Source organism: Streptomyces sp. NPDC046557, assembly GCF_040645975.1.
In the GTDB taxonomy this organism is placed as follows: Bacteria; Actinomycetota; Actinomycetes; order Streptomycetales; family Streptomycetaceae; genus Streptomyces.
This window is the reverse complement of the sequence record NZ_JBEYZH010000021.1, coordinates 85371-100947: the sequence shown is the minus strand read 5'-3', so window position 1 is coordinate 100947 and position 15577 is coordinate 85371. Positions and strand designations below refer to the sequence as shown.

Here is a 15577-nt window from a genome sequence, read left to right as displayed (position 1 = left end):
GCTGCTCAAACACCTCATGCACACACCACTCCACCGGCACCTCGACCGACGAAGCCCACTCCCCCACCAACACACCACGATCCTCAGCCGGAAGAACGTCGGCGAGGGCCACCGGCCTGGTTGGGTCGGCGGTCACCGACTCCAGCAGCCGCAAGAACTGCCGACCGAGGCGCTCGATCGTCCCGGAGTCGAACAGAGCGGTCGCGTACCGCAGGTGTCCGCTCAGCGCGCCACCAGCGCTCTCCAGCAGCTCCAGGGTCAGGTCGAACTTGCTGGTGTGCGCTCCCGTGAGCACCTCGACGTCGAGACCGGGCAGGTCGAAGGCCGTGGCGCGGTCCTGCTGCAGGATGAAGTCAACCTGGAACAGCGGCGTCCGCGAGAGGTCGCGATCCGGCTGGAGCTCGTCGACCAGCAAGGCGAAAGGCGCCGCCTGGTGATCGAACGCGCTCATCAGGGTCGCGCCGGTACCGGCGATCAGTTCCTCGAACGAGGCGTTCGGGGCCCACTGCCCGCGGATGACGAGCGTGTTGATGCCGTAGCCGATGAGCTGCTGGAGCTCCGGACGGCCACGCCCGGAGACAGTCACGCCGACCGGGATGTCGGTGGAGCGGGTGTGCCGGGAGAGAAGGGCCTGGTAAGCGGTCAGGAGAACTGTGAACAGGGTGGTGTTGTGGCGCTTGGCGAGATCCCGCACGCGGTCGGCGAGGTCGGCCGGGACGGTGAGGGGCGTCAGGTCGCCCGCCCAGGAGCGCTCGACGGGACGCGGCCGGTCGGTCGGCAGCTCCAGGCTGGGCAGGTCGGCGAGCTGCTCGCGCCAGTACGCGAGGTGCTGCTCCATGACGTCGCCACTGAAGTGGCGGTTCTGCCATGCCGCATAGTCGGCGTACTGCACCGTAAGCGGTGCCAGCCGCACATCTGTGCCGGATGCGAAGGCCCGGTAGAGGGTGCTGAGCTCTTCAGCGAAAAGGCGCATCGACCAGGCATCGCAAGCGATGTGGTGGAAGGTGACCGTCAGGATGTGCTCCTGGTCGTCGCACTTCAGCAGCATGGCGCGAACGGGCCACTCCTGCTCCAGGTCGATGGAGACGGACACCTCCTTCTCGACGAGGCCACGCGCGTGGTCATCCCGTTCGGCCGGCGGCGTCGCGCTGAGATCAACGAGCGGCATTTCCAGGTGCCGGGGCGCGTCGACGACCTGGACGAGTCCGCTCTCCTCCAGGACGTAGCGACTGCGCAGGACCTCGTGGCGGCCGAGGATGTGCTCCAGGGACCGGCGCAGGACCTCGGCGTCCAGCGGCCCGCGCATCCTGAGCACCAGCGGCACGAGGTACTCGGGGCTGTCCGGCTGCATGCGGTTGAGGAGCCACATCTGCTGCTGCCCGAACGAGGTCCGCAGCGGCTTGTCGCGGTCAGCCGAGGGAAACGCGGCGCGGCCGGTTCCGGCCTTGTTCTTCCCGGTGCCACTCAGCCGGCGGCGTAGCAGTTCCGCGCGCAGCTCGTCCGTGATCTGGTCCCCACGGTGCCCGTTACCGTTGGCGCTCATGCTCCCTGCTCCCCCATCAGCTGCGCTTCGTTGAAAAGTTCGGTGTCGGACATCTGCTCGATCTCCGCCCTGACGTGGGCTTCGACCGCAGCGGCCAGCTGCTTGACCGTGGCGTGCTCGAAGATCGCCCGGACGGAGATGTCGATGTCGAATTCGTCCTGGATCCGTGAGGTCATCCGGATCGCCAGGATCGAGTGCCCGCCCAGCTCGAAGAAGCTGTCGTCGGGGTTGATCTGCTCCACCCCGAGGAGCTCCGCCCAGATGGCGCTGATGCGTTCCTCGATCGGGTCCGCGGGCGCCCGGTGTTCACTCGCCCCGCCCGGTTCCGGCAACGCGCGGTAGTCGGTCTTCCCGTTGGCGGTGAGCGGGATGCGGTCCAAAGCGACGAAGGCCGAGGGCACCATGTACTCGGGGAGGACGGCGGTCAGCTGCTCGCGCAGGTGCCTCGCCTCGATGGCCTTCCCGTCGGCCGGCACCACATAGGCCACGAGCGTCTTGTCACCGCTGCTCAGGACGCGTACCACCACGACCGCCTCGCGCACCTCGGCTTGCGCAGTGAGGACGGACTCGATCTCACCGAGCTCAACGCGGTAGCCGCGGATCTTCACCTGACTGTCCATGCGGCCGAGGAAGTCGATGCTTCCGTCGGGCAGGCGTACGGCCAGGTCCCCAGTGCGGTAGAGCCTCGATCCGGGAGGTCCGAACGGATCGGGAACGAACTTCTCAGCGGTCAGCCCGGGCCTGTGCAGGTAGCCGCGGGCCACCCCGGTACCGCCGACACACAGCTCACCGACCGTGCCGACCGGAACCAGCTGTCCCGCGGGGTCGAGGATGTGCGCGGTGGTGTTGGGCAGGGGTCCGCCCAACGGGACCGACTTGGTGTACGGGGCGGTGACCGGCTGGATGGTCGATCCGATCGAGCACTCGGTGGGACCGTACTCGTTGACCAGCCGGCCCGGGCCCAGGACATCGAGCCAGTGGTTGGCGAGCCGGGCCGGCAACGCCTCACCGGCGACCACGATCCAGTGCGCCAGCCCGGATTGCTGTTCCGGCGTGAGCTGATGCGCCAACAGGTCCAGGTGACCGGGGGTCAGCTTGAGGAAGCTGAACGGACCCGCTGCCAGCAGGGCCGGGCCGAGGTCGGCGAGGTCGATGTCCGAGGGCAGCACGTGCACGGGCCGGCCGGCGATCAGCGGGGTGTAGAGGTTCGTCGCGGGCAGGTCGAACGCGACCGAGGAGAAGAGTGCGGCTCCGCCGTCAGCATCACCGACGAGGTCCTCGGCGGCCCAGGCCAGATGGTTGGCCAGCCCTCGGTGCGTCACCATGACGCCCTTCGGCTTGCCCGTGGAACCCGACGTGTAGATGACGTAAGCCAGTTGCTCAGGGTCGATGGAGCGGCCCGGCGAGGTGCCGGGTTGGGCGTCGATCGCCTCCTTGTCGCGGTCCAGCCGGACCTGCTCGCACCCGGTCGCGTCGGCAACGGCGACCTGCGCAGTCGCCGAGTCGGTGATCAGGACACGAGCCGCGCTGTCCGAGAGGACATGTGCCAGCCGATCAGCCGGGTTGGCGGGGTCCATCGGGACGTACGCCGCACCGGTCTTCCACACGGCGAGCAGAGCAGTGACCAGGTCGACCCCCCGCTCCAGGCAGACGCCGACCAGGTCGTCCGGGCCCACGCCCGTCGCGCTGAGGAAGTGGGCCAGCTTGTTGGCCCGGAGGTCCAGCTCTCCGTAGGTGAGCCGACGGTCGTCCGTGATCAGCGCGGGAGCATCGGGTGCGGCGATCGCGCGTGCCTCAATGAGCTCGCTCACCGAAGTGTCGGGCCAGTCCGAGGCGGTGGCGTTCCATTCGCCGAGCAGCCGCTCGCGCTCCGGCGCCGGCATGATGTCGACGTCGGAGAGCCGGGCCCCGGGGTCGGCGACCGCCGATTCGAGCAGGCGGACCAGCTGGCCAGTCAGCCGCTCAACAGTGGTGTGGTCGAACAGAGCGGTGGCGTATTCGAGGGCGCCCACCCAGGTGCCGTCGGCCTCCGGGCGGATATAGAGGGTGAGATCAGTCTTGGACACCCGCCGGGCGTCCCGGAGGAGCTCGATGTCGCTCAGCTGCGGAAGCCCGGCCACCATGGACTCGTCGTGGAAGTTGAACGCCACCTGGTAAAGCGGGGTCCGGGACAGGTCCCGCTGAGGCCTGAGTTCGTCGACCAGCTGGTCGAAGGGGAGCTCCTGATGCGCGAAGGCGTCCCGGGTGACGTCCCGGACCCGCTCCAGCGCGGTGGCGAAGGGCAGGTCGCCGTCCAGGGTGCAGCGGAGCACGAGGGAGTTGAGGAAGAACCCGACGATCGGCTCGACCTCGGGCCTGGACCGCCCGGCCACGGGTGTTCCGATGGGTACGTCCCACTGCCCGCTGTAGCGGGCGATCAGGGTGCTGAAGGCGGTGAGCAGTGTCGTGAAGGGGGTGGCCTGATGCTGCTTGCCCAGCAGGGTGAGGGCGGAGGCCAGCCGGGCGGGGACGGTGAAGGCGACCGCACCACCGCTCGCGTCACGCCTGTCCGGGCGGGGCCGGTCGGTGGGCAGTTCGAGCGTGGGAACCCCGTCGAGCTCCTTGCGCCAGAACTCCAGTTCGCCCGTGAGCTGCGCACTCGTGCTCGACAGCCGCTGGCAGGCGGCGTAGTCGGCGTACTGGACGGACAGTGCGGGCAGTTCTGGAGTCCGGCCTTCGTGGAAGGCCGCGCAGAGCTGCCTCAGCTCGCGCTCCAGCAGCATCGTGGACCATCCGTCGCAGGCGATGTGGTGGATGGTCACGAGGAGCACCTGCTCCTCGCCGGCCACCCGGCCCAGCAGCGCCCGCCATACTCGGCCCGCGGCCAGATCGAACCCGGCCTGGAACTGTTCGGCGCAGTGGGCCGGAAGTTCCTCGCGCGAGCAATCGACGACGCGCAGCTCGACCGGGGTCGGCTGCTCCACCATCTGCGCCGGCTCTCCGTCGACGGTGACGTACCTGGTCCGGAGCGCCTCGTGCCGGACGGCCAGGGCATCCAAGCTCCGCTGGACCACTTCGGTGCCGAGGTGGGCGGGCAGACGCACCAGGAGCGGGGAGACCCACTCCGGGCTGTTGGGATCCATCCGGTCGATGACCCACAGCCGGCGCTGGCCCGAGGAGAGCGGCAGCGGCTCGTCGCGCGGGACCGGCACGAGCGGCGGGTGGGCGTCCGAGTCCTCCGAAAGCAGCGCCGCCTGCTCCCTGACCGTCACCGCCATGAACAGGTCGGCCAGCTGGACCTGCTTGCCAGTGCTCCGGTGTAGGCGGTCCGCGAGCTGAGTCAGGATCAGCGAATAGCCGCCCAGCTGGAAGAAGTTGTCGTCTACGCCGACGCGGTCCACCTCGAGGAGCTCGGACCAGACCCGGGCGACGGCGAGTTCGGCGTCCGTCACCGGTGCCACATAGGGCGGTCGCACGAGCACGCCGGCCACGCCCGGCGCGGGCGCGCCCTCGGAGGATACTGACCCGGCGCCCGCGTAGGGCTGCCCGGCGGCGGAAGGTCCGTCGATCGGGCCGAGGTACTCCAGCGAGCCGTTGTTCCGCCAGCGGACCAGATCACCGGTACGCAGCATCCGGCTGCCCGCCGGGCCGTAGGGGTCGGGAAGGAGCCGGTCGGCGGTCAGCGCCGGGCGCCGGTGGTAGCCGAGTGGCACCCCGGTTCCGGCAAGGTGGAGTTCTCCGGGAACACCGGGCGGGAGGGAGTCGCCGTATTCGTCCAGCACGAGGAGCCGCACCTGCTCGATGGGACGTCCCAGCAGTCGGTCCTGGTCGTCCTGGGCAGGGTCCACCTGCCGGGCCGAGGCCACGGTGAGGCCCCGGGTCGAGCCGTAGGTGTTCCACAGCTGTGCCCCGCCGGGCAGTACCGGCTGTCCGCCGGACCCGTCGGGGAGCGCATTATCGTGGCAGACCACCTCGCGCACCGAGGAACAGTCGTTCCAGTTCGGGTGACCCGAATACAGGCGGAGCTGCCTCGGGGTGACCGGAAGCACTGTGATGCGGTGCTCGGCGACGGTCCCGAGGACGACGGCCGCCTCGTCCTCGGCGGCCTGCGGAGCGACGACCACCGTGCCGCCGACGGCCAGCACGGCGAAGGCCGCCCAGCACCAGGTGTGCCCGTCTGCCTCGTCCGAGACCAGCACCCGGTCGGCGGCGGTCAGGCCGAGGCGCTGGATCGCCCAGGCGGCCTGGTTGCCGAGGGCCGCGTGGCCCACCACCAATGCGGTATCGCTGCCCGCGTAGTCGATGACCGCGGGCCGGTCTTCGGCCTCCCCGTGGTCCGGTGCCGCTACGTCGGAACCGACGGCCGCAGCCGGGAACGTCCGGGGATCCGTGTCCATGAGCACCTGGCGCACCCCGCCCGGTGGCAGGTCGAGCCCCTCGTGCGTGAGGATCAGCTCAGCCCCCGCGTCCTGCAGAGCCCATTCCAGCCGCCCCTCGGACGCACCGGGGTCCAGGGGGACCAGGGCCGCACCCGTCTTCCATACGGCGAGTGCGGCTGCCACGAGGCCGGCCCTGTGGGGGATGCAGGCGGCTACCCGGCCCTCTGGTCCGACCCCGAGCCCGGACAGGTGGCGTGCCAGTCGGTCGGACTGCTCGTCCAGCTGCCGGTAGGTCGTGACATGCGGGCCGTCCACAATGGCGGGCAGATCCGGGTCCTGGGTAACGCGCTTGCTGAAAAGGTGATGCAGAGGCGGACGCCGGACCACAGGTGCTCCTCGCGGATAGGTAGCCGTTGGAAGGTCGTGCGAACGGTCTCGCCTGGCCGATCGGCACACGACATGCCTCACACCACACAGCGGTCCCCGTACTGACCAAGATCCTTCGGCGCCTGTCTACAAGCGTCCTATATTGAGCCAACCCGGCACATCATCCATCGCGTCCTCTCGTGCCCTGAGGGGCCCGGACCCGTGTCCCGGGTCCGGGGCGCCCCGTCGTGGGCACAGCAGGCTCCGTCCCTCAAACGCGCTCGATGGCACCGGCTCGGAGCGGGACGACCTCGGCCAGCTCGTCGTCCGCTTCCTTCAGCCCGAACCGGTCGTGCAGGCGGCGCAGCGGAGCCGGAGCCCACCAGGCCGTACGTCCGAGGAGCGCCATGGTCGCCGGGACGAGCAGCATGCGCACGATGGTCGCGTCGAACAGGACGGCCAGGCTGAGTCCCAGGCCGATCTGCAGCACCGGGGAGTATCCGCCGAGCATGAAGGCGCCGAAGACGATCAAGATCAGCAGAGCGGCACAACTGACGATCCGGCCGCTCCGCTGGAGGCCCGTCACGACGGCCTCGCGAGAGTCCTCTCCGGCCAGCCAAGCCTCGCGCACCCGGGCCAGGATGAAGATCTCGTAGTCCATGGCGAGGCCGAAGGCGACTCCCACGATCAGCGGCGGGGCGACGAGGTTGAGCGCACCCAGCCCCTCGCTCCCGAACATCCCCGCCCCGTGGCCGTCCTGGAAGACCCAGGTGACCACTCCGAGCGAAGCACCGAGGCTGAGAGCTGTGGTGAGGATGGTCTTGACCGAGATGAGCAGCGAACCGGTGAAGGCGAACAGCAGCGCCAGGAGGCCTCCGACGACGATCAGAGTTGCCCACGGCAGGCCGGACATCAGCATCGCCTGGTAGTCCACCACTCGGGCGGCGGGACCGGACACAAGGAAGTCCAGATCGCCGCGATCAGCCCGGATGCGCTCGACCAGAGCCAGGGCGGTGGAGCCGTCGCTGGTCCCGGCCGGAGTCAGCTTCACCAGCGAACCACCTGAGGGCGACGGGCTGACCGAGGAGGAAAGCACTGCGGAGTCGTGCCGGATGCGCTCGGTGAAGGTGTCGTACTCCGGGCCGTGCCCCTGGACGAGGACGAGGACCGGGTCAGCCTGGGTTCCGACGGGGAAGTGCGCCGCGACGATCTCGAAGAACTGCCGAGACTCGCTCGACTTGGGCAGCGACCGTGCGTCACCGCTCGACGACTTCATGCCGAGTGCGGGAGCGGCCAGGAAGGCGAGCACAGCGGTGGTGGCCAGGGCCGTGATGACGGGGCGGGCCGTCGCGACTCGCGCGATCCGGCCGAAGGCCGAGCCGGCGCGCGGATTGGCGGGCTTGGCGGAGACCCGGTGCCCGAAGCGGGTGAGCAGCGCCGGCAGCAGGGTGAGGGCGGCGGCCATGTCGATGAACACCACCGCGGCGGTTGCCAGACCGATGCTGCGCAGGGCGGGGTTGTTGAAGACCGTGAGCCCAGCCAGGCAGACGGCGACGGTCAGGGCGGAGAAGGCGACCGTACGACCACCCCGCAGGACGGTCCGTCGGACGGCATCGTCCAGTTCCCCTCCCTTGGCCCGTTCCTCGCGGAAGCGGCTGACCATCAGCAGGGCGTAGTCGATGGCGAGCCCCAGTCCGAGCATGGTCGTCACTTGGAGCGCGTTGGAGTTGATGTCCGTCACGAAGCTGAGTCCGTACAGCACGAGGAGGCTGCCGCTGATGCCGCAGAAGGCGACGGCCAGGGGCAGGAACGCCGCGGTGACACCTGCGAACACCAGACCGAGGAGGAGCACCACCACCGGGAGCGAGTAGAGCTCCGCATTGGTGACGTCATTGTTTCCTGCGGCGTTCATCTCCTGGTTGACCAGCGGGCCTCCGCTGACCAGGACCTGAGGTGCGTCAATCGCCTTCAGCCGGTCCACGGACTGCTGAATCGCCTTGTCCGCGGCGTCGCCGTCCATGCCGTAGGGAAAGCCCACGTGGATGGTCAACGCCCTGCCGTCCGGCGCGACGGCCTGGGGCACCTGATAGGGATCGACGACGCTTCCGACGCCGTTGATCGCCTTGATATCGGTAACGGCCGAGGCGACCTGGCTCCGCAGAGTCGGCGAGTCCACGGATTCACCCGCGATGACGGCGGTGATGACATCATCCGGGCGGTAGAGCTCGTCGATGGCCTTGCCGCCCCGGTTGGACTCGCTTCCCGGAGCGGAGCTCCCACCACCGTTCATGCGGTTGAGCACCCCGCTGCCGATGGTGATCCCGATCAGCAGGATGGCGATCCAGCACAGGATGACCGCTATCGGGCGGCGGACGGTGAGGTTAGCCATGCCCCGGAGGACCGAGGGAGGACTGGATGCACGGGACATGTGCGCTCCTGATGTCGTTGAGTGGATTGGACATCAGAATTGCCTGCCGCCCGCGGCAACGGATCGCCGTCCAGAGGGATCTTTGTCTCTCCCCCGAGGGAGGGACTTCGGCGAATGGAGCCCCCCAGGAAACGACAGCAAAACGAACGGCGCCGACATGCCTGGGTATTCGTGACATGCCGAGCCGAACTCTGTCGGATGAAGGGGTGGCCTCTCAGGCTTCGCCCGGAATCACCGCTCCGGCTTCGTATGCGAAGGCAACGGCGCGCACTCGGTCCCGAAGGCCCAGCTTGCTGAGCAAATTGCTCACATGGCTCTTGACCGTATGGTCACTCACCTGCAGCTCTGCCGCGATTTCCCCGTTGGAGAGCCCTCGCGCGATCAGCCGCAGAATCTCCTGCTCCCGCTCGGTGAGCGTCCTGAGCCGCCGCGCGGCGGCCCGCGACTGAATCGCGGCAGGGGCATCGCCCGTGCCGTTCCTGCGCATGGTGAACTCGGCGATAAGGCGACGAGTGACCGAGGGTGCCAGCAGTGCCTCGCCGGCGGCAACCATCCGCACCGCGTGGATGAGGTCGTCCCTGCGCACGTCCTTCAGCAGGAAACCGCTGGCCCCCAGGTACAGCGCTTCATAGACATAGTCATCAATGTCGAACGTGGTCAGCATGACCACCTTGCAGTCGCTCTCAGCACACACCAAACGGGCGGCTTCGAGCCCGTCCATCACCGGCATGCGCACGTCCAGCAGCAACACGTCCGGCTTGTGGAGACGCACCGCTTCGACCGCCTCCGCACCGTCGGAGGCCTCCGCCACTACATCGATGTCCGGCTGAGCGTCCAGGATCATGCTGAACCCTGCTCTGACCAACTGTTGGTCGTCCGCTACGACGACGCTGATTCCCACAACGGATCTCCTTCTCCCTGCCCCGCCACTACCGCACGGGCAACTGTGCGGTGACTGTGAAGCCGCGGCCGTCCGTGCCGGGTCCGGTCGTGGCGCTGCCCCCACAGGAAGTCGCCCGCTCCCGTATCCCGATCAGACCACGGCCGCTCCTCACCCCGAGCGTCGATCCTAGGGGTCGGCGCCGTCCCGTACCGTCGTCCGCAATCACCAGGGTCAGCTCATCGGCGGTACGGGTCAGTCGCACCGTGACCGTCGCCGCCGTGGAGTGTTTCAGCACGTTCGTCAGCGCCTCCTGCGCAATCCGGTAGAGCGCAGCGTCCACGTCGGCGGGCAGGGTGCCGCTCGGATTGTTGTCCGTCAGTTCCACGGCGATGCCCGCCTGTCGGACTCCGTCGACCAGCTGGGGCAGCATGTGTGCACCGGGCTGCGGAGCGCGCTTCATCTCGTGCCCGTCCTCTTTGAGCACCCCCAGCATGCGCCGCAGTTGGGCCATCGCGTCCCGCCCCGACTCCGCGATGGCCTCGAACGCCGCAGTCGCGCGAGCCGGATCGCTGATGACCACCACCGGTCCGGCCTCCGCCTGGATCACCATCAGGGAGACCGCGTGGGCGAGGATGTCGTGCATGTCCCGGGCGATCCGCGCTCGCTCCTCCACGGTCGCCCGCGCCGCCTCAGTGGCGGCCTGACGCTCCAGCTGCCGCGAGCGCTCGGCTTCCCTCCGGACGAGGTTGCGCAGCTCCCGGACCACCGAGCCGAAGGCGAAGGAGCCGACAGTCAGCAGAACGTTGACCAGCATTCCGTTGACCGAGTGGGTGAACAGAATGTTCGCGACGACCATGGCTGACAGAGCGAGCCAGCGCTGCCAGTCCCGGGCCAGCGCGGCCACCGTGTAGATGCTGAGCACTGTGTACAGCGGGATCACCGGCTGGGCCGTGTGGGCCACCAGCGACATCAGCAGTGACGGAGCGGCCGACAGGAGGAAACTGGCGAAGGGCATCCGGCGGCGCCAGATGAGCGGAAGCCCGGTGGCGATGCCCAACAGATAGACCCACCAGTTCCAGCCCATGCTGTCCTGGGCGACGAACCACATCGAGGTCGCGACCGAAATCACGGCCAGCAAGGTGTCCAGTGCGCGGAGGTCGACTCCCTGGAGGCAGCGCTGCAGCGAATCGCCGAACGCAACGGCACGCGTCTGAAGTCTGGACAGTCTCTCCGGAGACTCGAACATGTCCCCGCGCCGCCCCTGCTGGTCTTCGCGCGCCAGCCAGGTCAGAGGCCACTGGGCAGCACGGCGCCCAGCGTGGTCACGCATTCGAGACCGTCACGCTACCCGTGTCGGTCTTCGCGATGATCTTACTGCTGGAGTCAGCCGCCTGGGGCACCTCTACGTGAACGTCACCACTCTCGGATCGCGCGTCCACTGCGTACTGACCGGCCGGCACGGCGATGCGCACGTCTCCCGTCGAGACCTTGGCAGAGACCGAGGACGGGCTCTTGACGAAGCCAGCAGTCACGTCGCCGGTGTCTGTGGTGAGCTGGACCTGCGGCGAGGAGAGGTCGGTTGCCTCGATCCTGCCTGTGCCGGTACGGGCCCCGATCCCCCCGGTCAGCTTGGAGAGGTTGATGTCCCCCGTCTCGCTGGTGACCTGCACGGCCGTCCCTGCCGGGACCTGCACCGTGTAGTCGACCCCGCACTTCGAGTCGGGGCACGTATAGCTCAGGGTGTACGTGCCGTCCACCAGGGAGTGCGAGGCCACGGGCTCGGCGGTCTGGTAGGAGTGCTTCTCCGTGACGCTGACAGAAGTGGCCTCACCGCTCACCTTGATGTCGCCGACAGTGCCCTTGATCACGAGGGTGCGCACAGGAGCGGTCTCTTCGTAGTTCACCGTCTTCGTCTTGTGCTCCTCTGCCGAGGAGCAGGCCGATAGCCCCACCATGGACAGTCCACACGCGGCGACAGTGATCAGCAGGCGGCGGTTCAGTTGGCGCATCTCGGTTCCTTCGTGAGAGGGGTCTTGACATCACAGAGCATGGCTTTCGCACCCTCGGCACCGCATCCCTCGCGAGAGGGGAGTCCTGGTCTCCCCCGCGCGGGGGAGACCAAGCTCCCCCGCATGGGGGAGAAGAGAGACTCCCCCGTGCGGGGGAGGCGAAGACTCCGCGTCCTGGATAGGCTTCTGATTGGCAATCAGCCATACTCGACCCTGTTGGCGCGGTGCAGCGCGGGTGAGCTGTGCGCCGTGGCCATCTTCGAATTGATTGCAGAACTATTGAGCGTCGGTGTCATTCCGGAACAGGGCCAGTGAGCCCGAGTTGCCGGCCGACTTCGTCCGGGCCGACCCAACCTCGCAGGGCTGCCTCCACGCCCATCTGAAATCTGCTCTTGGCCCTCAACTGGCTGGCGATACCCGCAGTCATCCGGCGGCTGGTGCGGACCGAGACACCAAGTCGTCGCGCGATAGCCTCGTCCGTGTGCCCTCGTGACAACAGTGTCAGGATTGCCTGCTGCTGACTCATCAGCTCGTCGGCATTCCCGGTGGAATGGATTCCGATGGGAGCCGCAGTCGACCAGAACTGCTCGAACAACTCGCAAAGCGCCGCGACGATTCCGCTGCCTTCCAGGACGAGAGCACCCTTGCGCGCGCTGGCCGGGTCCACCGGCATGATCGCAGTCTGGCGGTCATAGATCACCATATGGGGAGGCAGTGTGGGCGCTATCCGGACCTGCGCACCGGACCTCGCCAGCCATTGCATATGGTGCATCATGTCGCTATTTTTGGGAATGCTCCCCAGCCCTATGGAGCGGATTCGCACGCCCCGCTCCAGAGCAGTCTCCTCCACGGCCCTGATTGCTTCCGCGCTTACGACGCCCCACATGTCCGGCGAGACGAACTCCATGATTTCTGACTCGCAGCCCGCCACCAATGCCTCGATTTTCAGACGGATCGAATCCGGCCCATCGAGTTGTTCAAACAGGGGGATGTCGGAGGACGGGACAATCGACGCATACTCCGAGATGGCACCCTCGAGAGCGAGGCGGCTCGCTTCCAAGTCCCGCTGACTTTGCTGAACTTCGGATTCGCGGATGCGCAGCAGCGACGAGAGCCCGACTCTCGGGTCGGCCACCCGGAGAACGGCCGGGTTCTCCCGCGATGAGGTGACCAGTGACAACCGAGCGAGCTCGTCCATGCCCCTGCGAACCCTTGCATCGTCCCAGTCAACCTTCAGGGCGATTTCGGAAATTCCGGCAGTGGGGTTTCTTAGCATTTCTTTGTAGATGATGTCTGCATCTTCACCAACACCCAAAAGGGTGAGCATGATTTCCCCATTCAATGCTCGCGACCGCCTCACAGGTCCCGTACCTCACCCCTGGTCAGGTGTACGGGCCTGCGAAATACGCGCGCAGAGGCGGTCACGGTGTTCGTTAATCTGAAGGAGTCCAATCGGCGTGACGCCGAAGAACGGTCGGCGGCAGCATGTTGGACGATGTGGACCGACCGGACGGCGAGACCAAAGAGGTCGGCCGCGGACAGGAGCAAGGCCGTGGGCAGCACGCCACCGGGGGCCGACGGCCGCGTTGCGCCACCCGGGTCGATCGCCGGCGCGCAGCGGCACTGAGCACGCCACTGAGCCACGAGAACGCGGAACTCGAAGGCGATGCCGTGGCTGAGGCCGCGCCGAGCGAACGCAGTCCCGCCTACCGCGTCGGCGGCAGGACCTCACAAACGGATGCCGACAGCGGGCGGCCCGCGCCGTGGCCGCTCTCCGCGACGCCACCCTGCGCCCGATCCGGCCTTACGACTGGTCCCCGCCCACCTGCGCAACCGAGCATTGCCACACCCATCCCCCGCCGACTCATACCACCACCGCACCCCTTTGGACTCACATGGTGAGACGCAGAGGCGCCAGGACTCCCAGCAAACGAAGATCAATTGTTGCTTTAGCCGTCGCCGCAGGTCAACTCGAATTCAGCAAAATGCCCGGATTGTCACAAAAATGCATATTGAACCTATTTGTCCACTATATAAGACTTCTTGATGGCCGAAATGGGCAAACAAATGGCGCATAGGTGCCGTGATCGACGGTTTTCCAGGCCCTAATAGGACGACAGGATTCCGGATTCCAGGTCGAATTCCCCGGCACGCACCCGTAGTGACACAACCCCGTTCGGCAGGCTCAACGCCACCGCCGCGGCCCAGCGGTCAGCCACCGGGACATCGGCGAAACCCCAGCCCACCGGCTCGGCAGGGACCGGACCGGCTCCGGGCGCCACCGGATGGTCCGGGCCCGGGCCGACGTAGACGGAGTCCGCGCCCGCGGCGAGACCGATTCCGGTGGCCTTGAGGTAAGCCTCCTTGCGGACCCAGCAGCGCAGCGTCGCGGCTGCTGTCCGCGCGCTCGGAAGCTCCGCCAGGACGGCGCGCTCAGCGGGATGGAGCCGCGCTGCGATGTTCAGGCCCCTCGCCTCGTCGAAGGTCGCCCGCTGGGCGACATCGACGCCGACGGCGTCACGGGCGAGCGCGATCAGGGCCATCCCGCCTGTGTGCGAGAGGGAGAACTCGACCGGTCCGCCGCCCAGCGTCCGTGGCCGGCCGTGCGGGCCGCCGCATCCGGGGCAGGCTGCCCGGCCGAGAACGACCTTCCGGGCGGGCATGTCCAGAACCACTCCGAGTACGGTCCGCAGAGCCACGTGCGCGACGAGATAGAGCGCTCGGTCCACGTCCCGCCGGAAGGCGCCGGCCCTGGCGGACTCCTCGTCGTCCAGGATGCCCCGGGCCGCTTCGGCCGCCCGGGAGCTCGCCGGTGTCACCAGGACCCGCCATACCGTGACCTCGCCGATAGCCAGGTCCATCAGATCACCCGCTCCCTGTTGTCGGTGCGCGACAGCCTGCCAGCCGAGCCGGAAGTCGATCAAGGTCGGCGGGGCGTTCCCGGAGCCCTGATCCTCGATATGGCGGGGATATAGGTCCGGTCGGCAACGTCGCAGGGCGGGGGCTCGGAGATCCACTGACGCACCCCACCCCAGTCGGCTCTCGTGTCGCAACCGCCGCGAGCACGGTGCCGAAGGCCCAAGGGGCGACGCCCTGTTCTACCGGTCCGAAGGGACAGCCATGACCGCCTCTCCAGCTCGGTGGTTCCGTACGTACCGCGCCTCCCCGGAGGCAGCGGCCCTGCGTCTGGTGTGCTTCCCCCACGCCGGTGGCGCACCGACCACGTACCGGTCCTGGGCCGGCATCCTGCCTAGGGACATCGAGCTGCTTGCTGCCTGCTACCCGGGGCGGCAGGACCGGATCGGCGAGCCGTTCGCCACATCCGTCCACGCCATGGCAGACGAGATCTCCGACGCGCTGCGCGCCCTGGCGGACGTGCCGCTGGCCCTGTTCGGGCACAGCATGGGCGCGGTGGTCGCCCACGAGGTCGCACTACGCCTGCAGGAGTACGGGGTTTCGCCGGTACGAATCTTCCTTTCCGGCTCGGAAGCCCCGCACCTGCGTGAACGCTCCGAGTCACAGCCCGAGGACGACGCGGCCTTCCTGGCCGAGCTGCGCCAGCTCGGCCACTCCTCGCTGGCCGCCGTCGAGGACCCGCTCCTGCTGGAGCTGATACTGCCGAGCATCCGGTCGGACTACCGCCTGTCCGCGGCCTACCAGCCCTCGGCCGACTCCCCCAAGCACCGTGCCCCGCTGGTGGCATACACGGGTGCCGACGACGCGAACTGCACGACCAAGGACGTGGCCGCCTGGTCCGGTTACACGAGCGCCGCCTTCGAGACGCGTGTCTTCCCCGGCGACCACTTCTTCCTCCAGGACCAGGAACGGCAGCTGCTCGCGCACATCAGCGGGCACCTCCAGTCGGACCTGCGTCTGCGGCGGGTGCTCGACGCCGGACGCAGGACCAGGAACTGACCGCCAACAGGACCGCCCCACCCTGGGTCGACACGCTTTCGCACGCCGCCCTCATCGTAGAAAAGGACACCGCAC

9 protein-coding genes are annotated in these 15577 nt (G+C 68.0%); 1 reads left to right on the top strand and 8 read right to left on the bottom strand.

Annotated features, from left to right (window positions below; translation table 11 throughout):
* The 8 genes from ABZ934_RS26785 to ABZ934_RS26750 all read right to left on the bottom strand — a co-directional run.
* Window positions 1-1543 (bottom strand): condensation domain-containing protein (locus ABZ934_RS26785; protein ID WP_361317946.1); only part of this gene is annotated, 1543 nt, incomplete at its 3' end.
* Window positions 1540-6288, bottom strand: coding sequence for an amino acid adenylation domain-containing protein (locus tag ABZ934_RS26780; RefSeq protein ID WP_361317945.1), 4749 nt, complete (start codon window positions 6286-6288; stop codon window positions 1540-1542). The genes ABZ934_RS26780 and ABZ934_RS26785, both read right to left, overlap by 4 nt.
* A 250-nt stretch (window positions 6289-6538) precedes the next feature.
* A complete protein-coding gene (locus tag ABZ934_RS26775) occupies window positions 6539-8656 on the bottom strand; it encodes an MMPL family transporter (RefSeq protein ID WP_361317943.1) in 2118 nt (705 codons plus the stop codon).
* A gap of 253 nt (window positions 8657-8909) precedes the next feature.
* The gene (locus ABZ934_RS26770) at window positions 8910-9596 is read right to left on the bottom strand and encodes a response regulator transcription factor (protein ID WP_361317941.1); all 687 of its coding nucleotides are present in this window, start codon (window positions 9594-9596) and stop codon (window positions 8910-8912) included.
* Window positions 9597-9624: 28 nt separating this feature from the next.
* Entirely contained in the window at window positions 9625-10908 is a 1284-nt protein-coding gene (locus ABZ934_RS26765) for a sensor histidine kinase (RefSeq protein ID WP_361317939.1), read from the bottom strand.
* Window positions 10901-11587, bottom strand: a complete 687-nt coding sequence (locus ABZ934_RS26760) for a DUF4097 family beta strand repeat-containing protein (RefSeq protein WP_361317937.1) — start codon at window positions 11585-11587, stop codon at window positions 10901-10903. The genes ABZ934_RS26765 and ABZ934_RS26760 overlap by 8 nt, the downstream gene beginning before the upstream one ends.
* A 292-nt stretch (window positions 11588-11879) precedes the next feature.
* The gene (locus ABZ934_RS26755) at window positions 11880-12914 is read right to left on the bottom strand and encodes a LuxR family transcriptional regulator (RefSeq protein ID WP_361317935.1); all 1035 of its coding nucleotides are present in this window, start codon (window positions 12912-12914) and stop codon (window positions 11880-11882) included.
* 778 nt (window positions 12915-13692) lie between these two features.
* Window positions 13693-14448: a 4'-phosphopantetheinyl transferase superfamily protein gene (locus tag ABZ934_RS26750; protein ID WP_361317933.1), complete on the bottom strand. Its 756-nt coding sequence runs from the start codon at window positions 14446-14448 to the stop codon at window positions 13693-13695.
* 259 nt (window positions 14449-14707) lie between these two features.
* Here ABZ934_RS26750 and ABZ934_RS26745 point away from each other — a divergent pair, with 259 nt between their 5' ends.
* Window positions 14708-15502, top strand: a complete 795-nt coding sequence (locus ABZ934_RS26745; RefSeq protein ID WP_361317931.1) for an alpha/beta fold hydrolase — start codon at window positions 14708-14710, stop codon at window positions 15500-15502.
* Window positions 15503-15577 lie beyond the last annotated feature (75 nt).

What these genes read in the sequence shown, in the direction of transcription:
- ABZ934_RS26775 (WP_361317943.1), bottom strand. Translation starts at nt 8,656, where the DNA reads ATGGCTAACCTCACCGTCCGCCGCCCGATAGCGGTCATCCTGTGCTGG.
- ABZ934_RS26765 (WP_361317939.1), bottom strand. Translation starts at nt 10,908, where the DNA reads ATGCGTGACCACGCTGGGCGCCGTGCTGCCCAGTGGCCTCTGACCTGG.
- ABZ934_RS26760 (WP_361317937.1), bottom strand. Translation starts at nt 11,587, where the DNA reads ATGCGCCAACTGAACCGCCGCCTGCTGATCACTGTCGCCGCGTGTGGA.
- ABZ934_RS26755 (WP_361317935.1), bottom strand. Translation starts at nt 12,914, where the DNA reads ATGCTCACCCTTTTGGGTGTTGGTGAAGATGCAGACATCATCTACAAA.
- ABZ934_RS26750 (WP_361317933.1), bottom strand. Translation starts at nt 14,448, where the DNA reads ATGGACCTGGCTATCGGCGAGGTCACGGTATGGCGGGTCCTGGTGACA.
- ABZ934_RS26745 (WP_361317931.1), top strand. Translation starts at nt 14,708, where the DNA reads ATGACCGCCTCTCCAGCTCGGTGGTTCCGTACGTACCGCGCCTCCCCG.